20 protein-coding genes and 1 pseudogene are annotated in these 24,305 nt (G+C 38.8%); 17 read left to right on the top strand and 4 right to left on the bottom strand.

The features are described 5' to 3' along the window. Positions 1-90: 90 nt before the first annotated feature. Positions 91-177 (top strand): annotated as a pseudogene (locus D1B33_RS18815) (putative iron-sulfur cluster-binding metallochaperone); the annotation flags it as partial. On the opposite strand, the gene D1B33_RS06135 reads toward D1B33_RS18815, so the two are convergent. Next, complete coding sequence (locus tag D1B33_RS06135; RefSeq protein WP_118875491.1) at positions 162-875, bottom strand: MFS transporter; 714 nt, start codon at positions 873-875, stop codon at positions 162-164. The pseudogene D1B33_RS18815 and the gene D1B33_RS06135 overlap by 16 nt on opposite strands. 317 nt (positions 876-1,192) lie before the next feature. Between D1B33_RS06135 and D1B33_RS06130 the strand changes: the two genes are divergently transcribed. From D1B33_RS06130 to D1B33_RS06120, 3 genes are all read left to right on the top strand, one after another. Continuing rightward, the gene (locus D1B33_RS06130) at positions 1,193-2,173 is read left to right on the top strand and encodes a DUF4145 domain-containing protein (RefSeq protein ID WP_118875490.1); all 981 of its coding nucleotides are present in this window, start codon (positions 1,193-1,195) and stop codon (positions 2,171-2,173) included. A gap of 675 nt (positions 2,174-2,848) precedes the next feature. Further along, a complete protein-coding gene (locus tag D1B33_RS06125) occupies positions 2,849-3,139 on the top strand; it encodes a hypothetical protein (protein WP_118875489.1) in 291 nt (96 codons plus the stop codon). A 130-nt stretch (positions 3,140-3,269) separates the two neighbouring features. Further along, positions 3,270-3,983, top strand: a complete 714-nt coding sequence (locus D1B33_RS06120) for a S1 family peptidase (protein WP_118875488.1) — start codon at positions 3,270-3,272, stop codon at positions 3,981-3,983. Positions 3,984-4,068: 85 nt separating this feature from the next. Here the strand turns inward: D1B33_RS06120 and D1B33_RS06115 are convergent, their stop codons facing one another. Further along, entirely contained in the window at positions 4,069-4,830 is a 762-nt protein-coding gene (locus tag D1B33_RS06115; RefSeq protein WP_118875487.1) for a CPBP family intramembrane glutamic endopeptidase, read from the bottom strand. Positions 4,831-4,977: 147 nt separating this feature from the next. Between D1B33_RS06115 and D1B33_RS06110 the strand changes: the two genes are divergently transcribed. Continuing rightward, positions 4,978-5,394, top strand: coding sequence for a hypothetical protein (locus D1B33_RS06110; protein ID WP_118875486.1), 417 nt, complete (start codon positions 4,978-4,980; stop codon positions 5,392-5,394). Between the two features lie 66 nt (positions 5,395-5,460). Here the strand turns inward: D1B33_RS06110 and D1B33_RS06105 are convergent, their stop codons facing one another. Then, on the bottom strand, positions 5,461-6,708 hold the full coding sequence (locus D1B33_RS06105; protein ID WP_118875485.1) for an erythromycin esterase family protein: 1,248 nt from the start codon (positions 6,706-6,708) through the stop codon (positions 5,461-5,463). A 222-nt stretch (positions 6,709-6,930) separates the two neighbouring features. On the opposite strand from D1B33_RS06105, the gene D1B33_RS06100 reads away from it, so the two are divergent. Next, positions 6,931-8,142: a Bcr/CflA family efflux MFS transporter gene (locus D1B33_RS06100; protein WP_199677365.1), complete on the top strand. Its 1,212-nt coding sequence runs from the start codon at positions 6,931-6,933 to the stop codon at positions 8,140-8,142. 73 nt (positions 8,143-8,215) lie between these two features. Here the strand turns inward: D1B33_RS06100 and D1B33_RS06095 are convergent, their stop codons facing one another. Then, positions 8,216-9,970 carry a helix-turn-helix domain-containing protein gene (locus tag D1B33_RS06095; protein WP_118875484.1) on the bottom strand — a complete coding sequence of 585 codons (1,755 nt, stop codon included), beginning with the start codon at positions 9,968-9,970 and terminating at the stop codon, positions 8,216-8,218. Positions 9,971-10,279: 309 nt separating this feature from the next. On the opposite strand from D1B33_RS06095, the gene D1B33_RS06090 reads away from it, so the two are divergent. From D1B33_RS06090 to D1B33_RS06040, 11 genes are all read left to right on the top strand, one after another. Beyond that, entirely contained in the window at positions 10,280-11,245 is a 966-nt protein-coding gene (locus D1B33_RS06090) for a fumarylacetoacetate hydrolase family protein (protein WP_118875483.1), read from the top strand. Positions 11,246-11,259: 14 nt separating this feature from the next. Then, positions 11,260-12,177 carry a VOC family protein gene (locus tag D1B33_RS06085; RefSeq protein ID WP_118875482.1) on the top strand — a complete coding sequence of 306 codons (918 nt, stop codon included), beginning with the start codon at positions 11,260-11,262 and terminating at the stop codon, positions 12,175-12,177. 13 nt (positions 12,178-12,190) lie between these two features. Then, the gene (gene mhpA / locus D1B33_RS06080; RefSeq protein WP_118875481.1) at positions 12,191-13,729 is read left to right on the top strand and encodes a bifunctional 3-(3-hydroxy-phenyl)propionate/3-hydroxycinnamic acid hydroxylase MhpA; all 1,539 of its coding nucleotides are present in this window, start codon (positions 12,191-12,193) and stop codon (positions 13,727-13,729) included. 32 nt (positions 13,730-13,761) lie between these two features. Further along, positions 13,762-15,030: an MFS transporter gene (locus D1B33_RS06075; RefSeq protein ID WP_118875480.1), complete on the top strand. Its 1,269-nt coding sequence runs from the start codon at positions 13,762-13,764 to the stop codon at positions 15,028-15,030. 213 nt (positions 15,031-15,243) lie between these two features. Next, a complete protein-coding gene (locus tag D1B33_RS06070; RefSeq protein ID WP_118875479.1) occupies positions 15,244-16,995 on the top strand; it encodes a PucR family transcriptional regulator in 1,752 nt (583 codons plus the stop codon). 198 nt (positions 16,996-17,193) lie between these two features. Beyond that, positions 17,194-18,051, top strand: coding sequence for a 3-hydroxyacyl-CoA dehydrogenase family protein (locus D1B33_RS06065; RefSeq protein WP_118875478.1), 858 nt, complete (start codon positions 17,194-17,196; stop codon positions 18,049-18,051). Positions 18,052-18,070: 19 nt separating this feature from the next. Then, positions 18,071-18,850 carry an enoyl-CoA hydratase-related protein gene (locus tag D1B33_RS06060; RefSeq protein WP_118875774.1) on the top strand — a complete coding sequence of 260 codons (780 nt, stop codon included), beginning with the start codon at positions 18,071-18,073 and terminating at the stop codon, positions 18,848-18,850. A 134-nt stretch (positions 18,851-18,984) separates the two neighbouring features. Then, a complete protein-coding gene (locus D1B33_RS06055; RefSeq protein ID WP_118875477.1) occupies positions 18,985-20,559 on the top strand; it encodes a class I adenylate-forming enzyme family protein in 1,575 nt (524 codons plus the stop codon). Positions 20,560-20,633: 74 nt separating this feature from the next. Beyond that, positions 20,634-22,304, top strand: coding sequence for an acyl-CoA dehydrogenase family protein (locus D1B33_RS06050; protein ID WP_118875476.1), 1,671 nt, complete (start codon positions 20,634-20,636; stop codon positions 22,302-22,304). 81 nt (positions 22,305-22,385) lie between these two features. Next, complete coding sequence (locus D1B33_RS06045) at positions 22,386-23,717, top strand: MFS transporter (RefSeq protein ID WP_118875475.1); 1,332 nt, start codon at positions 22,386-22,388, stop codon at positions 23,715-23,717. A gap of 227 nt (positions 23,718-23,944) precedes the next feature. Next, positions 23,945-24,235 (top strand): phage holin, encoded by a 291-nt coding sequence (locus D1B33_RS06040; protein ID WP_233549401.1) that lies wholly within the window; start codon positions 23,945-23,947, stop codon positions 24,233-24,235. The last annotated feature ends 70 nt before the right edge of the window (positions 24,236-24,305 follow it).

The following is a 24,305-nucleotide window of genomic DNA, read 5'->3' as shown; positions in this document are numbered from 1 at the left end:
AACAAATGTGCTTAAACTAACAGGCCGTTTAGTCCAATAAAAATAATTTTAAAATACCCTTTACCTTGTACTTTAGTACAGGGTTTATATGTAAAGTTGATTCCACTAAAGTCATTACTTAAACCGACTGCATTAGAAACTTTACATGTGAATGTAAATCACTATTCTTGTTCAAGTGCTTTCAGGGTACGTTTATCAACCACCTTTGTTACTTCACCGTTCTCGTCATAAAACTCTACTATCATAGCAAATTTGGATTTGGGTAGGTAATGTATCTTTAGTTTCAGTTTACCTACCCCTTGCTTGGCTTCATCAATACCAATATACCCCTCGACATCATAATCGGTTCCGTTTATGGTTACTGATGTTATGTAGCTACTTCCTCCTCTTTTTGGTCTGTATAATCTGTAGTCTTCAATTATCCCTGTCACCGTGGCATAGTTTCCGTTTTTGTAAACTTCCATGTCATCTATTGCCTCTTTTCCATCGGTGTAGGCTTCAGAACTTAACCAAAGTACCCCAACCCCAATTAGTGCGGCTATGTAAGTACCTACCTTTTTACGTCCCTCTTTAAAAAATAACCCTGAGAATAACAAGAGTCCTATCACTAAAAAGAAAATAAACATGGAGAAGAACAGATTTATTTGTGGTGTTAACCAGTTCGTTTCCTCCATATAATCCAATAGGTACGTGTCATAGAGAAAAATTGCTACCATACCTAAAAACATACTCCCTAAACAACCGAATGCCCAAAAGGGTGCTCTCTTTGCCCTTCTTTCCTCCTCTTCCCTACTTTTACTATCCTTTACGGAGTTGGAAGGTGATGGTGTTTTTGGTACATTCTTCTTTCTCTTACTTATTCTTTTCCTATCCATAGTTTACCTCTCTTCTACTTTAATATAAAAGAGGACTGAGATACCCCAATCCTCTTGGTACAACAACTCTATATCTTCCATTACATTAACTATTTTATCATTCTTAGCGCGCTATTCTTGAAGAAGAATTGTGCCTTTTTCAGTAATAGTGCCATATTACCGAGTAACAAGAAGAATTTCTTTTGTTTTATTAGTTGAAACAATTTTGCAGCTTGAACGTAAACGAAAAGAAGCACATCAGTTTGTCAATTCAAAATGATTCAAATAAAATAAATGATAAACTAATAGAAGATTAAAGGAAAGGAAGTAGAAAGTGAATGAAGTCAAGTATATTTAATTTTCTTGGGGAATTTTCTAGTACGCTAGAAGAGTTGGCATTACGTGTAGAGGACCTTTTATGGGACCAACCACAAGAAGCCATGATGAAGGCGCGCTTGTTTGGAGAAACATTAGTTTCAATGATTTTTGAGCAAGAAAATATGAATGAAGTGTACCCTCTGAAACAGTGGGAAAAGATAAACAGATTGTATAAACATGACATTATTCAAGATGAAATTTATAAAAAATTCGAATACATAAGAAAAAATGGCAATATTGCAGTGCATCAAGTTACAGATATGGATCTAGAAGTGGCAAAACAAGCCCATCAGGTCCTTTTTGATCTGAGTGTTTGGTATACGGAAGTTTATGTTAGCCATACATTTATTGCCCCTGAGTATGAATTGCCCTCTAAACAAATTCAAGATCCTCATATTGTGAAGAAATGGATGGATGAATATCAAGAGAGGGTTGCCGAGATTGAAATACAACTGGAACAACTAAAGCAAGAAAAGAAGCAACAACAAATCTCAGTCAAAGAAGAGAGGAAAATAAATGCTCGAATAGGCCCCAATCGCATTAATAATAGTGAACGTAGTGTCCCGATAGAAAGATTTCAAGCTACATTTGAAAAAGTAAATCTTGAACGGAAAAATTTGTCAAAAAAGGCTGCTGAATTCAAACATAAGGAGTTTGAGGAAGAAGACACTGAGGCATACGTTTATCTGTTAGATAACGTAACTCCTACAATAGCTGTTCATCCTTTGTTGATTGAACAGGCAAAGAAGTTGGTGGACGTGACATCTAAACCTCTTAAAAGTACGGCATTAAGAAGGTTTCCGAGAAAGGTAGAGAATAACACACTAAAATCGAATTATGGCTATACATATACATTCCAAACTAAAGGCGAGCTAGAATCATTATTATTTCGAATTGTTGAAGTATTACAGTCTAGAAAAAGTGGCATAGAAGAATATTAAATGTGATTTAACATGTTTAAAAGCCGGTGAGTCTGATTGAACAAGCTTTTTTTATTGGGGAGTAGAGGGGGAGGGATATAAGAAGGAATTCGGAAAGTCGCTCTAGAAATGTTCAAAAACGAAAGATATCTTCAAATAACAAGGGAAATGGCTTAAAACACCCCTTTCATATTATAAATATTAAGTAATAGGGCGCATTTCAAGAATAATAAGTGTGCCTTTTCTTCATGATAAGGGCCATTTTTTGGAATAATATTCAATGAATAAATTGGATATTTATGTTAAGTCATAGATAAGATTGTAAGGGTTTGTACACAAATGAGAAGGCTGATCCAAGCTGATGTAAAGTGTTGATGAGATATAATCAATAAAGAAAATTTTTATTATCAGTTTAATTTTAATTAGTGCTGGATGTAGTTCACCTGCCGAGAGAGAAATGAATAAAATACAAAAAATTGAACGTGAACTAAATATAAAGCCAATCCTGCTAATAAAGATGCAGTTGTCAATAACATCCCTTTTTTCATAATTTCCCTTCTTCCCACAGCAAAATCTTACAATATAATAATATGATAGTTTTTTCAAATTTTCAAATATCTTCTAAAAAGTGTTAGACTTATCCAACGATTTCCATTACCATTTCTAATAGTACTAATATAAATGGGGGTTAAGTTGATGAATGTAGAGTTAACTGGTTTTGATATTGGAATATTTGAAGAAATAAAAAATGGAAGAACCGATTTCCTAGTTAAGGCGAATGGTTTTGAATCCGTTGAACTACAAATATTAAGTGCTATTAATAAGCTAAGATTAAATTGTTTTCTCACAGGTGATGTTTATTCGGATGCGGAAGTAACTGGATATAAAAATATACAATTAACAAAAATAGGCTATCGTTACTTCATGAGTGATGAGGAAAGACAGGCAGACGTTCAAAAAGAAAGGGATGAATTATTAAAACAGTAAGAAGTCCATAAAGGTGTAGTTATGTTGTCTTAAAAATAACGGGACAAACGATCCATTTACAGGGAAAAACAGTAATTGCATTATTTCATATACTACATAGAAAGGGAGAGGATAGTTTAGGAGGAGTAAAATGGATTTTTCACAGCAATTTGACGAAATAAAAGACTCAGTGGTGAATATCTGTGTTCTCAATAGTCCGCTAGAAAAGAAGATTCTTTCATCAGGATCAGGTGTCATTATTGGAGATGGCACCAAAATCATAACTTGTTCCCACTGCATTAAGCCCAATCTTATAAATATTGCCAGATTTTCAGGCCAAGATAACGCTCAAAAATGCAAAGTGATTTTTAATGATCCCATTAAAGATATTGCTATTTTGGAAGCGGGTAAGTCGCTTGGCAAAGGGGTTAGTTTGAGTGATTCTTCAACGGTAAAAATTGGGCAGGAGGCATTTGTCGTTGGATTCCCTTTAAATATAAAAAAAATAACTGCCCTTTCAGCAAATATCGCTGGATTTGAAGAGTTGAATGGCTATGAATTAATTAGGCTTGATTCATCCATTAATTATGGAAATTCGGGTGGACCGTTATTTAATGTGGATGGGGATTTAGTAGGTATAGTAAATGCAAAACATGGTGCGCTTTCCAATTTTTTGGCGGAAGTTCAACAGGCAAAGCCAAAAGAGATGGAGATCATTGGCGGTGCCAACCTCGTAAAGTTTATTCAAATTTTGTTAAAACAAATGCAAAAAAATTTGAATCTTGGCATTGGGTATGCTATCCCGATCAATACGGTAGGGAACAGTGTGGAATATGTAAATTCATTAATACAAAGGAAACTATAGCACATTGTTTAGTACCTCGCTTTTTGCTTTTAAGTAACAGTCAATTCCAATTAATAAATACTACGGAAAAACGGCTAGAGTAAACCTAGCCGTTTTGTCGTACAAACTGGTTTCGTATCAACAATATAAACAAAAACATAATCAAAGGAACAATATAGCTGATCATTTCTAGAAACATGGATTGTTGTTCGTGTATGGTTATGATGATTCCACCATTTGAGCTGCCAAGGGTTCCGTTAAAGATTCCATAGCAGACGTTCAGGCCCCAATGGATGCCGGTGTCCGCCCAAAGTGAACCGGTCTTATAAATCGCATAAGTTAACGACAGTCCGAGAATCAAAGAAAACAGCATGTTGGATATGCTGAATCCTTCATTCCAGGAGTCGTCCAGGACATAAATGATAAGTGAAATGAAAAACACCCATTTCACCGGGATGCTCTCCTTTAAATGCCCAAATACATAGCCTCGAACGACAATATCATTCAAAAAAGACCCGACCAAAAATGTGAGCATGATCCTCAATAGTGTTAGGATTATGTCTGAGTACGATTTATGGCTCGCTATTTCAAAACCGCCAAAAAGATAAAAGAGCAAGTACTTCATCAGCCAAAATGAAAAACCAATCATAAACCCAAACACAACGTTTTTCCACCACTTTGGGTGAAAGCTGATTCCGATATTTCTAAACTCTTTTACCTTGGTGAACAGTAGAATTCCTTTTAATAGTGGAAAAAATAAGAGAACCAACAAAACCTGCAGCAAAAATAGATTTGACTTCGCAATACCCATGTTCAAGAATAAATCCAGCACAATGAACCCAGCTATCACCTTAATGTAATAATTCATTTTTTTCCCCTTATACTTTTATTCTTATCATAAGGAAAAAGTTGGATGGATAATAGTAATTTTATTCCAATTTAAATGTTCGATCACTTGAATCTTTTACATTCATATAAAACATGAACTGACTCACAATAAGGTGAGGTGAAGAAAATGAAGAAAATAGCAATGTTGTTCATTCTGATTGCGTTTACATTTCCTGGGGTCGTATCAGGGAACAGCCTAACGCCAAATTGTCCAAATCCCGAAAGTCTTATGGAGACAAGCGTAAAAGATAAGGACAACCTGATTGAGGTCTTAAATGAACTTATTCCAAAAGTTTATGGTTCCAGCCTGGATTATAAAGAGTGGAAAATTGAGGTCATAGAACCAATGCCACGCCTTATAGGTCATGAAGAAGTTTATTACCACATGGCGATAAATTTTTGCGGCAAAAAGGTTGCGGAGCATTCTTGGTTTGTAAGATTGAGGTTTCCAAGGCTTCTTCCGGCACAAAGTGCGTCCCTTGGAGAGCTGTTTATTGCTAAAGATGCAAACAATAAATGGTCTGCATGGTTTCGTTATCACTAAATGATGGATAAGCTGCATAGGATTAATTGCCAACATAAGAAAAGCCGTGCGAAAAAATCGAACGGCTTACTCTTTTAATGGTCTTAGTGCATTCGAATGATTAATAAATATGAAGGCATCATATCTGCTGCCGACTCTGGAAGGAACATAATTTCCAAACGCTTCGTATTCCGGATGATAAACGACACCAATCGCGCGGTGGCCAATCCAATCATTGAATAATTCCCGATTTTCATTGGTAAATAGCAGGACCTGATCTTCCTGGCTAGCCGCATGAAGCTGTCCTTCCCAAGTATTTAGTTTTGAAGCAGGAACTTCCATGACTTGCAAAGGGTCACCCCATCGGTCCGACGCAATCACTGTACCTTGATACGTCCCAAATCCCACGGCAAATGTGTTGTCCTTGCCATATTGTTCCCTGATAAGTTGACCGACGTTAATCATTTGTTCGTTCTTCATGCTCGTTTCGGAAGCATCCCCGATATGGGTGTTATGTTCCCAAATGATGATTTTGGCATCCTCGCCATGATAATTGGCTAATTCATTAATGGCTTCAACCATGTGCTCATCCCGTGTATTCCATGAATTTGCATCCTTCATCATTTCCCGATAATAAGCTTCCGCATTTTTGGCAACAAGCGCATTCATAATCACATTTAAATCTTCCTCATATTTGTCGGGATACCGTTCTTCATTGCTTCGGAGGGACTTTAACAAACTGGATACCTCATGGATGCATTCATCCGTAAAATGAGCGGCGGAAAGGGAATAATGCTCCGGCATCCTGTTATAGGGTTCAAAGCAGGAAAAAGCTTTCCTTGCGTGTTCCAAGTCTACATTGTACTTTGGGTTTTCGGACAAAAAATTCAGTACTTCGTCAATCGATTCGTAAAGGCTATACAAATCAATTCCATAAAATCCGACCTTTTTGTCCAATGATGTGTTTTTCTTCTTTAACCATTCCAAAAAAGATTCGATCTCTTCATTTGCCCACATCCAAGAAGGCCAGCGGTGAAAGGATTTTAACAGTAGCTCTCTTGCTGAATCAGGTTCTTCGCCATAGCCTTTTACATAACGATTCACTGCTTGGGCTGATGGCCAGTCTCCCTCAACAGCAATAACATTAAAGCCTTTTTCTTCAATCAACTTTTTTGAAAGCTCCGCGCGGATTGTATAAAACTCCGATGTACCATGCGATGCTTCACCAATCATGACGATTCGTGCATTGCCGATCGCTTCGATTATACGGTCCAGGCTTTGATCGTTTAATGGCAGGGAGTGCTCTTTAATGGCATTTATCAATTTTCGTGGCATCTATGCATCTTCTCCTCTCAACTTTAGGATACCCAGGCAAGAGACAGTGAACCACCACTATTAATAAAAGAACTACTCATAATGTATAAATTTTCGTATAAATTCGAATGAAAATTCTTTAACATTAAATAAATTTTTATTGTTATTATTAATATAGATAAATTTCATTCAGTTATTAGCTTCAAGTGGGAAAGTCGGAGTCAAAAGGAAGGGGATTTAGTTTTGGTTTCATCAACTGTAGCTGCAGAAAAGGATCATTTGAAAAAGACAGGTTTAATCATGCTGATTACCATACTGAATATGACCGCGCCGCTTTCAACAGATATGTACTTGCCAGCAATCCCAACGATGACAGAAGTGTTCTATACAAGCGCGGGGGTTCTGAACTTTACTCTGGTTGGTTTTTTCTTTTTTTTTGGGATTGGCATGCTTTTCTTTGGTCCTTTGAGTGATAAATATGGGCGAAAAAAAGTCCTTCTTACCGGTCTGTTGATTTATTCCGTTTCAAGCGGGCTATGTGCAATTGCGAGTTCGATTTGGCAGCTGATTGCATTTCGGATTATTGAGGCGCTTGGTGCGGGATGCATGGTGGCAGTTTCTACGGCTCTTGTGAAAGACTTTTTTGATGGACGCAACCGCAGAGTCATCCTGGCAACGATTCAATCCCTGGCCATGCTGGCTCCTGTCTTGGCGCCAATTATCGGGGCATTTGTTATTGAGGTTTCTTCATGGCGCGTAACGTTTTGGATTTTGGCGGCAATTGGCTTTTGTTGTTTTGTTGCTGCTCTCTTTATGAAAGAAGCGCTGCCACCTGAAGACCGTTTTCAAGGGAAAGTAATTGGAAGTATAGGGAGATTGTTTGTAGTTGGCAAAAATAAAATATTCATTAGTTTATTATTGATTGTCGCATTGCAATCCACTGTGTTTATGGCATATATCGCGGTAAGTTCCTATATTTATATCGACTTTTTTAATCTATCAGAGTCCGGATTTAGCATTTATTTTGCCATAAATGCGGCTGTCTTGATGTTGGGCCCTATTCTTTCAATTAGGCTGGGCGATAAATTTCCGATTTCCTCCATTTTTACTGTCGGCTTTGTCCTCTGCTTATTGAGCGGAGTTGCCGTGGTGCTGTTTGGAAAATTGGCACCTATTGCATTGCTGCTATCCTTTATTCCATTTTCCTTCGTTACCAGCATGATACGTCCGTTGGCAATCAACACATTGCTGAACCAGCAAAACTCGGACACTGGATCCGCTGCATCACTGATTAATTTTGGCTTTACATTAATGGGATCATTCGGAATGGTACTGGGTACATTGCCATGGCCTAATTTTATAAGTGGGCTGGGAATCATGGCGATGGTCTGCTCCCTGATTTCACTAGTGGGGTGGCTACTATTCAAAAAAATTGCGACACCTTTCTTTGGATAACTGGTTTAGTCAACCGGTATTCTTCCAAAGAAGCTGGTGTCGTTTTTTTACGTTAAAGTTCAAGGATTCGACTTTATACACTTTGCAGAAGTTTTTCAAGTCGAAAGGAGGCGATTAAGTTCAAACGTTGTTCAAAATCCTCCAAATCGATCTCTAACTCACTTTCAATTTTTTCAATTCGAAATTTCAATGTATTCGGATGAATAAATAAAACTTCCGCTGTTTTTTTCATTCGCCGTTCGTTTAATAAATAGCATTCCAAGGTTTCTTGCAGTTCTGGCTTTAATTGATGCACTTCCTTTAAATGTGTAGCAACAAATTGTTTGGCAATATCCGGCTGGTTTATTGCCACTTCGGCTAACATGCTCCACGCTGCTGTTTCATGATAAACAGAAATATGATTAGGAGAGAAACGTGCATATTTAAGCACAACATTTGCGCGTTTATGGGACAGAGAAATATCCTTCAGTGTTTTGGCCACACTGCCGATGCCAGCCGCTCCTTTAACTTTTGTTTTTAGCAGGTTTGTTAAGGTCGTCTCAAAGGACTCAATAAGTGACACAAGCATTTTCCTAAAATTTATGCTCTCTTGATAAGTCATGATTAGATATACCTTGTCTTCATTATTTAAGATTCCGCAAATAGGAAAGTAATTACGGATGGTTTGATAGATTATTTTTTCATACTTGGTTAAGGTAATTGGCAGTAAATTTGATGTATAAAATGTTAAAGAAATTGTGTTAAATGGCCGTTCAACGGGCAACCGCAATAGGTGTCCGTATTCGAACCAATAGTGTTCATCTTCCAAATTTCCTTTTAATATGTCCTGAATTAAGCGGTTGCATATAAAAGATTCTACATCCTGCCGTTTAAATTGTTGTAATAGTTTGTTGTCCATCTTGAGAGCACCTTCAATAATAACCCCTAGATGCTTTGATAATTGCGAGAAATATTGTAAATCATCTCCGGAAAAAGTGCCGGTGGATTTTCCTACATGTATCACGCCGATTCTTCTGTTTCTTACAGCTAATGGAACCGTCATAATCGCAACATCATGACCAAATAACTTGACATATTCAATTAAGTAATTATCTTCGGTGTATACATTATTCGTCAATGTTGCTTCCCCGGTTAAAAAAACTTGCACTGCATTTCCCCCACGGTTTAAAGGAATACGGTACATATTTATAAGTGATTCTTCCCAATGACCAAACGCTGGTTTTTGCAGCACGAGTTCAGAAGTCGACTCGTCGAACAGCATAATGCCGATTCTCGCATCCCCCAGCAACTTTCCAAAATTGACAACGGCTTCTTCCATTGCTTGTCTAAGTGGTAAAAGTCCCGTAAGTTCATTCATTTGCACAAGGAGGTGCAGGGAATCATTTTGCCGTTGCATTAAGAAATTGGTGTGAAGGTTTTGCAACGCAAGTGTAGCAAGTTCCAGAAGGGCCAGTAGATAATTTGGCAGCTCACTAGAACATTCATGAAAAACAAAAATAAAGAAAAACTCATTATTCATAAAGGGAAATCGATAAACGCAGACACGTGGATTTTCCATATCAGCCAAAAAGACGAGTGAATTGAGTTCCAAATTAGAAGAAAAAAGAGAAAAATCAAACCAACTATTTTGCTGCAAATCTGGTTGACCGTATAAAAAGTGGTATTGCGATTGATCCTTTTGCCTCTGCATAACACCAAATTCTATTTTGAACGGTAAAGGGTTTAGGCAGTGGTGCAGTGCCAGAAATACTTGTTGATTGTTTTGAGCTGAAAGTAATTGTTTTGAAAATCTTTGCAAAGTTGCATGTGTTTCCTGATTGACTAACAATCTTCTCCCCCCAGTGGTTGATTAGTCCAAGAGATATAAAAATGATCCAATTGATCCTTGGTTGTTTAAAAATTAACTTTGACTTTGACTCTTTCTCTATAATCATATGTTTTTTGTTAATAATACACAATTTTTCTTATAATATGAAATTATTTTTGTTTCTTGCATCACTTTATTTCTAATATTCAGAAAATTAAACTATTTATAAGCAAGTCACATTACCGGAAGAGGAGGCAGGTTTTAAAATAGGTGGGAACCCTGAGAAAAACAAAAAGACTTAAGACGAATACCGAAGAGGAGGAATTATATATGGGTACAAAGATTATACGATTTGAACATGAAGGCCTTGCAAAATGGGGGGTATACAACGATGGAATATCCTTGATTGGTGGCAATTTCCCTACATTACGAGCGTTATTGGAGAAAGGTCACGAAGCAATCAAACAAGCGAAAGAAGAAATGGCAACGATTAAAATTGAAGAGGTAAAGCTTCTTTCCCCCGTAACGGAGGATGCACAAATTATCTGCCAAGGGGCAAATTATAGTACGCATCGTGAGGAAAGCGGATTGGAGGCGGTAAAACCTCCTTATAATTTATTGTTCACAAAGGCAAGCAGTTCTCTAACTTCGTCAGATGCAGAGATTATATGTCCAGCCAATGTTCAGTTATTGGACTATGAAATCGAACTCGGATTGATTATGAAACGCGACATTTACGAACCACAAAGTATTACGGATGACAATCTAGCAGATTATGTTGCTGGGTTTGTTATAACAAATGACATCTCTGCAAGAGACGTCCAAATTCTTGAGATGCAATGGTTTAAAGGTAAAAGCTATCGCACATTCTGTCCAGTCGGGCCATTTATCTATTTAATTGAACCAGATGAAATCTGCTATATTCATCAGTTAGAACTTCAATTAGATGTGAACGGCGAGTGCAGACAGTTAGCAACCTCCGATCAATTGCTCTATAAGCCAGCAGAAACGTTAGAAGAAATGTCGGAAATTTTCAACTTGCGTACCGGTGATTTAATCTTGACAGGTACAACAGGTGGGGTGGGATTACATTTGAATGCCGAAATTTTTAAAGGGTTGAATAATCCTTCGATGTCTCATGATGAAAAAGTGAAGTATTTTGTACAATCTCAGCAAGAAAGAGGTTACTTGCAAGATGGCGATCATGTTCGATTGACGATTAAGAGCATCGATGGAGCAATTGACTTGGGCGTGCAGGAAAATAAAATTGTTCACTCGGCAAAAGTGGCTTATTAAAGGAGGAAGTTAGGATGATTCCTGTTTATCGTTTAGGATATGCCTCGTTTCAAACGAAAGATGTTGAAGCAATGATTGAATATTATACGAATGTTCTGGGGTGTGTGTTAGTTGACCGGGCGGATGATGGAACAGCCTATATAAGCAATGGGCTGGAGCACCATAATATAATCCTTAAGGCTAGTAATCACAGTTATCTTGATGCAATAGGCTGGCAGGTAAATAGATTGAATTCATTGCAACAAATCCGGTCCTTCTTAAAAGAAAAAGGCATTGCCAGCGAGATTTTACATGATGCGCAGCCGGGTATTGCCGAACAAATACAATTTACAGATCCGGATGGAAATCTAGTGCAACTCTACCATGAAATTAATTATAGTGCACCTGGTTTTGGAAATCATGGTATCGTTCCAAATAAACTTGGCCACATCGCTTTAAGTGCAAAAAATGCCAAAACAACTGTGGACTTTTATCGTGAAATTTTGGGATTCAAGGAAACGGATTGGATTTGGGATGTAGCGAACTTCTTAACCTGCAATGAAGATCATCATACTCTGAATATCGTACAGGGGAAAAAGTCGTATATGCATCATATTGCATTCGAGCTGAGAAGTGCTGCACATCAGTTTAAGAGTTCGGATATTTTAGCCATGCATGAAATTCCAACATTATGGGGTCCGCAGCGTCATACAGCCGGTCACAATATTGCCTCCTATCATTTTGACCCCGATCAACATGTCATTGAATTTTATACAGATATGGATAAGTATATCCCTGAGCTTAATATCATGGAACCGAAACCTTGGCATAAAGACTTGCCTCAACGGCCGAAAAAATGGGATTCATTGGATTATTGGGGAACGGAATATGCTTTCGCGTTACCTTCGATTGAAGAATGGAAAGAAGATCGGCCAATAGCAAACTTGATATGATAGGAGGCATAATATGAGCTATAAAGCGGATGTTTCAATAGTGGGTGGAGGGCCGGTAGGAAAAGTCTTGGCTCTTAAACTAGCAAAAAAGGGCTGGAAGGTACAACTTTTTGAAAAATATCCGGACGTATATTCTTTACCAAGAGCGGTCGTTTTTGATGATGAAGTTGCACGGATTTTACAATCGGTTTTATCTATCGAAGAACTGCAATCAATTATTGAACCCTTAACAGATTATCACTATCAATTTTTAAATGCTGATAAAGAAAAATTATTTGAAATTGCTTTCCCCGAAGAATTAATTTACGGCTGGCCCAGCAGTAACTTCTTTAATCAACCGAGTCTGGAAAAGCTATTACAAGATCATTGTTTAGCTCATGCCAATATTGAAGTATATATGGGGCATGAAGTAATAAAGGCCGAACAGTTTGAGGATGGAACGAGATTAGTTGTTCGTTCGGATGATGGAGAGCATGAAGCATTTGCGCAATTTGTTGTCGGGGCGGATGGCGCAAATAGTTTTATCCGGAGTCAGATGAATGTAACGCAAACAAGTATGGGATTTACATTTGATTGGCTGGTCGTGGATATTATTCCTAACGAGAAGAAAATTTGGCATCCAATGAATATGCAGCTATGCGATCCGAATCGTCCAACGACGGTTGTCTCGGGAGGACCTAATCGACGCCGTTGGGAATTCATGATCCTGCCTCAAGAGTCGAAAGAAGAGGTCAATAATGAGAGCTTTGTATGGAAACTTCTTGAGGAATGGAATATGACGAAAGAAACAGCTATTTTGGAGCGTTATGCCGTGTACTCCTTCCGCGCGCTATGGGCGGATGAATGGGTTGATGGCCGCTTTATGATTGCAGGAGACGCAGCGCATTTAATGCCGCCATTTTTGGGTCAGGGGATGTGCGCAGGCATACGGGATGCCGATAATTTGGCTTGGAAGCTGGATTATGTTTTAAAAGGCCAATCAACATTGAATCTTTTGCAAACTTATACGGAAGAAAGAAAAGAACATGTATCCACCTATATTAGAATTGCCATTATTTTAGGCGAAATGATTTGTATTACAGATAGACAAAAGGCCAAAGTCAGGGATGCCAATTTTAAAAGCGGAAATGTTCCCCCAATGCCTAAATTCCCAATTTTAACTAACGGAATCTTGAGAAAGTTGCCGGAAAATGTGTTGAACGGGAAACGAATGATTCAATCGATCGTATCAGTAAAGGGTAAAGAAAAGTTGTTTGACGAAGCGTATGGCCGGGGATGGTTCATCTACAGTGCTGAACCAATATCACTGACACCTGTGACTCAAAAAGTTGTCAATCTATTAAACATTAAAATGATGACGGTTTCAAAAGAATGGGACATTCATGGGAAGTATGCTGATTTTATGTCGGTTCATAACGCGGCTATCGTAATTGTACGTCCGGATCATTTTATTTTCGATACAGCAGCCGATAGCAATCAATTGGAACAATCTCTTATAGACTTAATGAATCAGCTTGAATTAATGGAAACGTTTTTTTCTATAAAAATGTAAGCGCTTAATATCAATTGAGGAGAGATGTTCATATGGACAATGCAAAATATGAAAAGTTTATTGTCACTGTTATGTTCCTGCTGTTTGGTGTTTTGTTTATGGACCGTCTTGCCGTCGTCTATTTATTTCCCTTTATTGCACCTGAACTAGGATTGAACAATACGCAATTAGGGCTAATTGCAGCTGTATTGGCCGTGGCCTTTGCAATATCGAATATCGTCTTTGCTTCAATCGCAGACTTTATCGGCCGTAAGAAACATATGCTGATCATATTCATTTTCGCTTTCTCGGTCGCAACTTTGTTATCGGGTTTAATCGGCGGATTTATATCACTATTGGTAATTCGAATTATTATGGGAATTACAGAAGGACCGGTAGTGCCGCTTGTGAATGCTGCCGTGATGGCGGAATCCCAGCCAAAGAGGAGGGGTTTCAATATGGGAATTGTACAAAGTGCAGCCCCATTATTTGGCGGTGCCCTTGTTCCAGTTGCCGTAGTAGCGATTGCAAATAGTCTGGATTGGCGTTATGCATTCTTTATATTGGCTATACCAGGCGTTTTAATTGGTTTAGTATTAATGCGCTATATGCGCGAACCTGTGATGAGGGAAGAAGTAGATGGCGTCTTGACAGAACAAATTGCCGCTCGTCCTTCGAAAAAAGATTATTTAAGTGTACTGACAGTGCGTAACATCCGAATTAATATAGGGATTTCGCTGTTTTTTATGATCTTCTATACGACAATGACCGCTTTCTCTGCATTATTTTTAATCAACGTTGGTAGTTATACAGAATCACAAGCGTCGATGTATTTATTGGTTCTGGGGCTGGGAATGTTTATATGGAACTTAGTGGCGCCATTGATATCTGATAAAATTGGCAGGAAACCTAGCTTAACGATCTTTACCTTTATCAGTATTTTGATTCCGGTTTCCTTAATGTATCTACATGAGCATTTTATTTTATTGCTTATTGCTACCTTTATCTTTTCAGCTGGAATGGGTTATCAAACATTGTCGGTGGCAGTCATTCCGGCAGAATCGGTTCCCAAGGGATTGGTGACAACAGCTATTGGCGTCACAATCTTTTTGGGAGAGCTGATCGGTGGTACGCTTGGTCCGTTAAGCGCTGGAATTCTAGCTGATTTGTATAGCTTTTATGCGCCATTATGGGTAGTAGCGGCAGCGTGTACGTTAGCTTTTTTATTATCCTTTGGCATCAAGGAAACGGCGCCCATGATACTTGCAAGACGTAAACAAAATCCAGCATCTGTAGGTGTAGATATGAATCCAGAAGTCTAACTAGATTAATAAAGGTAAAAAATGCAATTTCCGGTTTATTAAGAAATTGCATTTTTTTATTTTACAAATAGGTTTCTTCGTAAATTAGTTTAGAAAATATTGATTTATTCCATAAAGTAAAAGAAAGTATAAGTGAGGGGAAAAATATGTATATGAGGGAAATATTTCTAATAAAAATATTATGTAAATTAGACTCCAAAAGGGGTGTAGGCTATGGAAACGCAAAAATCCGAAAAAATAGTAAAAACACTGGAAATGCAACTTCGCAATACTTCCCGTCAGTTAGTGAATTTTCATTCCGAAGAAGAAACATTGCAATATTTATCCGATTCGTTTAGGGAAAAGCTTTCGGCTGATTTTGTCGGAATCATCATGAAATCGGAAGAACAGTTGATTTTAAAATCTTGGAGCGGAATTTCCATTCTGCCAGAAGATTCTTTTCCTTTGCCGATAGAATGTTGTGAGCCGGGCTTTTTGCTAAACAGCAAGACCTATGAACAGGTCGACCAACATTTTGATTGCCACTTTACAAAGATGCTCTTAGAGCTGGAAGTGCCAACATGGTTTACCTTTCCTCTTAAGAACGAAATCAATCTCTTCGGTTTTTGTATAATCGGATATTTTCAAAAAGTAAAGCTATATTCAGAAATGGAATTGATTTTTGATGAATTTGGAAAAGATGTTGCGATTGCCATGTTATATCAAAAAGAAAAACAGCATAAAGACAGGCTTCATTTATTGTTAAATTATCAACAAGCCTTGGTCAAGGAAACAGTTGAAGGAAATTCAATTGAAGGCATTACGGAAACACTGAGTACATTATTATCAAAATCCGTTATTCTGCTGGATCGCTTCATGAGACCCATTTCCTCTAAGCTTACTGCTGAGGAACCCGCTCTTTTGGATACGCTGGTAGAACTGGCAACGTATAAAATATTGCATAAAAACTATGGCCGTTTATGGAGTGAACAGTACCATGCCAATGAAATAAAATTAGCTGTCTTTCCGATAAATGGCGGAGGCGATTTGCTGGGATATTTGGTCATTGATCGCACCGATGTGAAAGTGGACGATTATTATCGCTTAAGCATTGATGTTGCAAGAAATATTTATTCCATTCAATTTATGAAACAAAAACTTGTCCTGGACACAAAAGAACAAGTCAAGGATAGTTTCATTCATAAACTGTTAGTGGAGAAAATAAGTGACAACGAGGATATTTTTCAATATGCGAATTTATTTAATTGGGATATTGAACGTTCACATGCTGTGGCCATCATATCTTTGCAATTTCCCGAAGATTCAACGCTCAATCTGGTGGAACAAGAAGCAAACAAATCGCTGTTGTGGGATCATTTAAAGACAAACATTGTCACTCATTTTCCGGATGTTTTAGTGGCCAATAAAGAAGGTGATATGGTGCTTATTTCTCCTACAGTAGAAGAAAATCAGAAAGTTTATTGGTCCAAGTTTTATGATCAACTAAAAAAATGGGTTGCGATTAAGAAGAATGGCTGCGAAGCGTTTTTGGCAATCGGGGGTCACACTTCATCGATTTCGGATTATTATACTTCTTATATGCAGGCAATTAAAACGTTGAATGTTGTGAAAGGCCGCTACAAAAGGATTGGCTTTGCCCTATTTGATGAACTGGGCGCCTATACATTGCTCCAGCATATTCAGGATGGGCAAATGGTCAAGCTGTTTATCAATCAACAACTTGAACCTTTGCTTCAGTATGAAGGGAAAAATATGGATTTGTTTCATACTCTGCAAGTCTACCTTGAACAAAATGGAAATATTAAAGAAGCATCGGAAGAATTATTTATCCATCGCAGCACATTGCTGTACCGTCTGGAGAAAATTGAAAACTTGCTAAAGGTTGATTTGAAATTTTCGGAGCACCGTTTTAACTTAATGATGGCCATTAAATTAATAGATTTATTTTATGATCAGCTAGATTAAAAATCAAACAGACGAAAGAAGCATGACAAGGTCGTGCTTTTTTTGATTGTTTGAAAAGAGTGTCTCCAATTCTGCTTTCCGCAAATATGATGAAAAAGCTTCAACAGTTTCCTGCATGGTGTAGGTACAAAAAAGACATTCCAATCCTCTATATTTAAATTACAGAATATTTAAAATATAGATCGAGGAGGAAACGGTATGACTATTAAAACGGTAGGGGTAGTAGGGGCAGGCGCAATGGGAAGCGGCATTGCCAATTTAGCGGCAAGTTCAGGCTTTCAAGTGATTATCCACGATATTGAAAACAAGTATTTGGATCAAGGGATGGCTAGAATCGAGAAGTTCATGCAGAAAAGTGTGGAAAAAGGAAAAATAGATGAAAGACAGAAAGCGGAAGTATTGGAAAGAATCAAAGTTACAACGAATTTGGAAGATTTAAAAGAAGTAGATGTGGTTGTAGAAGCTGTCATCGAAAATCTTGAAGTGAAAAAAGATGTATTCGCTAAACTAGATGCGATTTTGCCGGCTGATGTCATTATTGCAACGAATACTTCGTCCATGTCCATCACCGTACTTGGGGAAGCAACAAATCGTCCAGAGCGGGTTGCAGGACTGCACTTTTTCAATCCTGCGCAAATCATGAAATTGGTCGAGATTGTTCGAGGCTTTAAAACGAGTGACGAGACGGTAAATGATCTAAAAGCATTTTCCCAACAATTGAACAAGGAAGCAGTTGTGGTCAATAAGGATGTTCCAGGATTTATCGTTAACCGCATCATGATTCCGCAATTTATCGAAGCGATTAAACTGCTGGAAGAAGGGGTAGCTTCAGCGGAAGATATTGATAAAGCCGTTACGTTGGGATTGAATTATCCAATGGGACCTTTTACTTTACAAGATTACGCTGGTGTAGATATTGGCTATCATGTGATGGAATATTTCAAAAATGAGTTCGCTGATGATCGATTCGCCCCTCCATTATTGCTGAAACAATTAGTGAGAGCAGGAAGATTAGGCAAAAAGACAGGAGCTGGTTTTTATGACTACAACAAATAAGAGTGTGGAGGGATTCACGATGAATTATGAATTTTTGCTTTGTGAAATAGAGAATAAAATAGCTACAGTCATGATTAACCGACCACCTGTAAACCCGCTTAATACAGCTGTATTCCAGGAGCTTTCGCAAATTATGTCCGAGCTTGAACAATCGGATGAAGTACACGCAATCATCCTGACAGGCAATGGTGAAAAAGCATTTGTTGCAGGTGCGGATATAAATGAGATGGTGAACTTGGATACGGTCGGCATTATGGATATGAATCTGACATCGCGAAAAGCATTTTCCAAAATTGAAAATCTTACAAAACCCGTCATTGCGGCAATAAATGGGTTGGCACTTGGAGGCGGACTGGAACTTGCTTTAGCGTGTGATCTCAGAATTGCGTCGGAAAAAGCGAAATTTGCCTTTCCGGAGGTTGGTCTAGGCATTATACCGGGTGGCGGAGGAACACAGCGATTACAAAAAATCGTGGGCCAGGGTATTGCAAAAGAGTTATTGTACTTTGGTGAAATGTTTACTGCAGAACGTGCCCTGCAATTGCAGATCGTAAACAAAGTGGTCGCTTTAGAAGAACTATTGCCTGCTGCAAAGGAATGGGCCGAAAAGTTGGCGCAAAAACCCCCTGTTGCGTTGCGGATGGTAAAGTTGGCAGTGAATTCCGGCTCCAATGTTGACCTTGAATCAGGGCTTACGATCGAAACTTCCTGCTTCGGCAATGCCTTTGCAACAGAGGACCGCAAAGAAGGATTGCAGGCATTTATCGAAAAGAGAAAACCGACTTTTATTGGCAGATAATGCTAGATTGAAAAAGCTATTTCCAAAATGTAAATCTAATTAAATCTTGACTGATAAAAAGGTGATCCTCGGATCAATTTTAACAGAATCAGGGTTGCCGCAAAATGAGAGCGTCTTAAAAGGAGGGGAACGAAATGGCTGAACATACATCGGTGCCTATGTTATTGGAGAGAGCGTCTCAACTGTATCCGGAGAAAGAAGCGATTTTTGACGGAATCAATCGGATTACTTATAAGCAATTGGCGGAAGAGTCCCAATTAATTGCATCGGCATTATACCAAAAAGGGCTGGAAAAAGGCGACAGAGTAATCGTATCCATTCCCAACTGGTATGAATTTGTCTCGATCTATTTTGCACTTGGTCAATTGGGCATTATTGTTGTTCCATGCAACACAAGGTACCATCACGATGAATTATTGTATATTCTTGAAAACTCCGGTGCAAAAGCCATGTTTGTAGGGAAAGAATTCCGCTACTTGGAATCTTTCGCCAATTATTTAAAAGCCAATGATCAAAACAGCAGTCTGGAAGAAATTTATACAGTCCGCTTTAATCATCCAGGATATTTTTCTTATACCGACTTATTGAAACTAGGTGAAAGTCATGCTGCTCCAAAACCCGTCATTCAACCTGCTGAAGATATTTTTGCGATTCTATATACATCCGGCACTACGGGCAAACCAAAAGGGGCGATGCTTACACATGAAAACGTAGTCTTTTCAGCAGCACTGTCTGCGGATCTTTTGCACTGTAATGACCAGGATGTATTCCTGATTCCGGTTCCGGCTTTCCATGTGTTTGGAATGGTGCCGGGGATTCTTTCTACTGTGAGCACAGGAGCCAAAATGGTTTTCATAGAAATCTATAAAGCAATAGAAGTATTAAAATTAATAGAAAGCGAAAAAGTGACGGTTCATCATGGGGTCCCAACGATGTTTATTTTGGAATTGAATCATCCGGAAATTAAGAAATATGACCTCTCCACTTTAAGAACCGGAATCATTGCCGCAGCCCCTTGCCCGGAGGAAATCGTAAGGAAGATACGTATGGAAATGGGATGCGACATCCAGGTTTCTTATGGTCTGACGGAAACTTCGTCAACAGTGACATTCACAAGTTTTGATGATGATGATTACTTGAAATCCGTAACAGTGGGAAAAGTTGTGCCTGATTTTGAAGCGAAAATTGTCGATGCAAATAGACAACCGGTTTCAATTGGAGAAGTCGGAGAAATAGCCGTAAAGGGAAAAGGCGTTATGAAAGGTTACTATAAAATGCCTGAAAATACTAAAGCCGCATTCGACGAGGAAGGCTGGTTTTATACAGGTGATTCCGTAACCATAGACGAAAAGGGTTACATACGAGTCATTGGCCGCAGCAAAGACATGATTATCCGTGGGGGATATAATATTTATCCTCGCGAGGTTGAAGAAGTTTTTTATAAACATCAGAGTGTCTTGGAAGTGGCGGTTGTCGGCTTGCCTGATACCGTCCTAGGTGAAATCAGCTGCGCCGTTATTAAATTAAAACCCGGCTATTCAGAAGATGAGGCGTCCATGAAAGCTTATATTGCAGAGAGAGTGGCTGATTTTAAAGTCCCGGATCGCTACGTTTTTGTTGAGGAACTGCCGATGACTGCCAGCGGGAAAATCATGAAAATAGAGCTGAAGAATTTAATCAGCCATCAATTGAAAGCAACACTTCGTTAATTGCGATAGCAATCTTGCAATTGTGGGGGTTTTTGAAAGGGCTTGCATCAGAAGACAAGGCGAGGAGGGATTTTATGAATAGCAGCACTAAAAAAAGCTATACTTCATTCTTATATAAAAATAGTAATCCAGCAGATGTTTTTACTGTTGAAGAGTTTTCCGATGAACACATCATGCTTCAAAAAACGACGCAGAAATTTGTCGAAGGGGAAATCATCCCGGTTCTTAAAAACATTGAAGAAAAGGAATTCGATCATACAAAAAAAATAATGGCGAAAGCCGGAGGTATTGGATTAATCGGTGCGGACATCGCAGAAGAAGATGGTGGCCTGGAACTGGGAAAGGTGAGCGCCGCCATTATTGCAGAAGAAATGGCAAGAGCCCGGTCCTTCAGTATTACGTTTGGGGGACAGACCGGTATCGGGGCACTGCCGATTGCCTATTTCGGAAGCAAGGACCAAAAAGAACGATACTTGCCTAAACTTTTATCTGGCGAAAATATTGCTGCGTATGCCTTAACGGAACCATCAGCCGGCACCGATGCCTTGGGGATTAAAACAACGGCCACTCTTTCCGCTTGCGGACAATTTTATATTTTGAACGGGGAAAAGCAGTGGATAACCAACTCTGCTTTCGCAGATGTGTTTATTGTCTATGCGAAAGTAGATTCCCGGCATTTTACTGCATTCATTGTCGATGCAGATAGTAAAGGATTGTCTACCGGTCCGGAAGAGAAAAAGATGGGACTCGATGGTTCCTCCACCCGCTCGGTCATTTTGGAAAATGTCCTTGTACCGGTGGATAACCTAATCGGCGAAATTGGACGCGGCCATATTATTGCATTTAATGTATTGAATTTTGGAAGGCACAAAATCGCGTTAAGTTCTTTGGGAAGCGCCAAGCGGGCAATGCAATTAGCGATTGAATATGGCAATACACGCCAACAGTTCAACAAGCCATTAACCCAATTTAATTTGATCCGTGAAAAAATCGCTGATATGGCCGTCCAAGCGGCAGCGGTTGAAAGCGTGTTATACCGAACGGCCGGGGAGCTTGAGGAAAGCTTCCAAGAATCGAAAGAAAATCTGGCAAAATCGATTGCGAAATTTGCCTTGCATTGTTCCATCAATAAAGTGATGGCAACAGAAGCAGTCGGCCATATTGTGGATGAAGCTCTTCAAATTCACGGCGGTTATGGCTACATGCGTGAGTATGAAATTGAAACCATTTATCGCGATATCAGAATCAATCGCATCTTTGAAGGAACGAACGAAATTAATCGGATTTTAATTGCCGGTACGGTAATGAAAGAATTTGAAGCGGAGACCGAAGAAAATCTTCCGAGTGGTCCGTTTGAAGAAGAAGTTCAAAAACTTACTCTCTCAAGAAAAGTATTAAGAGAATATATCGAAACAGCACGCAGCATGGGATTAAGTGATATGAATAAAGAACAGGAGCTGGCTGCCGTGATTGCGGATACGGTGATTGCCGTTTATGCCATGGACAGCATTTTGGCAAGGGCACAAAAGCTGGAAGGCAAGAACAAAAATAAAACAGCCCAGATTGCCGCGAAAATTTATATCCAAGAAACCGCGCAGCGACTGGGATTGAATGCTTTGAATTACGGGGTGTATTTAAAAAACCAAGAGCAACTCGCAAAATTGGCAAATCAATTAATCTTGGATCATTCAAATAATGTAGTAGATTTAAAGCGCCAGATTGCGGAGCTCGTTATCAATTCATAGCGCTTAGTTCAATCTACCGATGTTGAGAAGCTTGCTTGATCGATTCCTGGTATAAACAAGATCGTTTAAAGGGGAGATAAAATGGACAATATGCATGCGATTGAAAAGTCAACGATCAAAAAGACGATGGGCAGAATTTTGCCTTTCGTTTTGCTATTATATGTGATTGCATATCTGGATCGCGTCAATCTGGGCTATGCAGCACTTGAAATGAATGCGGATTTGGCCTTGACTGCAGAGGTTTTTGGATTGTTATCGGGAATCTTTTTTATTGGCTATTTCTTTTTTGAAATTCCGAGCAACATGGTTATGCATAAAGTTGGGGCAAGAGTATGGATTGCCCGCATAATGATCAGTTGGGGAATCATCGTGATTTTAACAGGATTTGCCCAAAATGCCGGCCACCTCTATATTTTGCGCTTTTTATTGGGTGTTGCAGAAGCAGGTTTTTTCCCGGGAATCATCCTTTATTTAACCTATTGGTTCCGCAAGAAAGAACGCGGCAAGGCTACGGCGGTACTATTATTGGCATTGCCTATCGGGAGTTTAATCGGTGCTCCGGCATCGGCCTGGATTATCGACAACGTGTTTTGGGCAAACATGGCTGGATGGCGCTGGATGTTTATCTTGGAAGGGATTCCTGCGGTTGTGCTGGGAATCGTCGTTATTTTTTACTTAGTAAATAAACCTAGCCAAGCAAAATGGCTAACAACCGAAGAAAAAAATTGGCTCGAAGGCGAACTGCAAAAAGAACGCCTACAAAGTAACGCAGTGAATAAAGTGTCAAAAAGAGAAATGATCAAAGACTTGAACGTTTGGAAATTGGCATTAATCTACTTTGCGAACTATACCTGTATGTTTGGTTTGGCATTTTGGTTGCCGACGATTCTAAAGAATTTATCTGCCGTTGGAACAACAAACACGTCCATTGGTTTGCTGGCCATGATTCCTGCTTTGGTCGGGATTCCTTCTATTCTATTTGCAGGGTGGAATGCCGATCGTACAGGGAAATATAAAGAGCATATTATTGCTTCTTTTGCAATTTCTTTGGTTAGTTTTGCAGCCGCAAGCTTTATAACAACACCAGGCTGGATGGTTGCGTGCCTGGCTTTCGCTTCAATCGGTTTATATTTGTTTGCAGGATGTTTCTTTGCTTACAAAACGCATTTTTTCACGGAAGCAACAGCACCAGTAGGGATTGCATTAGTAAATTCTTTTGCGGCACTTGGCGGTTTTATTGGACCTTATCTTCTGGGCGTTTTCACCCTGAAAAACGGTATGTACTTCTTAACGGGAATTGAAATTGCAGCAATTATCCTGTTATTTACATTAAAAAGCAGAATCTCAAACGCACCTGTTGTTTCGCTGGAAGTTCCCGAAGCACAAGATACAAAGAAGGTAGTAGAAGTTTAAAAATTCGAAGAGCTGGACTGCTTAATAGCAGTCCAGTTTCTTTGTAAAGCGAACATATTATCCGACGCTTTTATATGACGAATATAAAAAAACTACGCCCGCAATCTTTCTGAAGAACTACATAAATCTACGCTAGAAATTATAGTCAGGTAGGCAATGATATAAACTTAAAAAACATTGCGAAAATACTATAGATAGAACGAATTATATTAAGTTTGGGGGTGAAGATGATGCATATAAACTGGAAAGTCCGCTTGAAACATAGACAATTTTGGATTGCATTAATTTCTGCATTAATGTTGTTATCCAATCACGTTGCCGCTCTTTTCAACATTGATATAACTGTCATCAGTGCAAAAATCCAGCAAACATTAGAATCGATATTATTGATTTTGGCCTTGTTTGGAATTATCATCGATCCGACAACGGAAGGGTTCAAAGATAGTGCCCAGGCGATGAATTATTCAGAACCAAAACAAACGTGTGAACAACGGAAGGAAGAGCAAAAAGAAAAGTAGATAGACAATTTAATAGGAATAATCAAGTTTGGACCACAATGCCATGTTTTCCGGTAAAAGGCTAAACAAA

Origin of the sequence: Ureibacillus yapensis, from assembly GCF_003515775.1 — a bacterium.
In the GTDB taxonomy this organism is placed as follows: Bacteria; Bacillota; Bacilli; order Bacillales_A; family Planococcaceae; genus Ureibacillus; species Ureibacillus yapensis.
The sequence above is the reverse complement of the archived record's forward strand: the minus strand, read 5'-3'. Positions and strand labels throughout refer to the sequence as shown.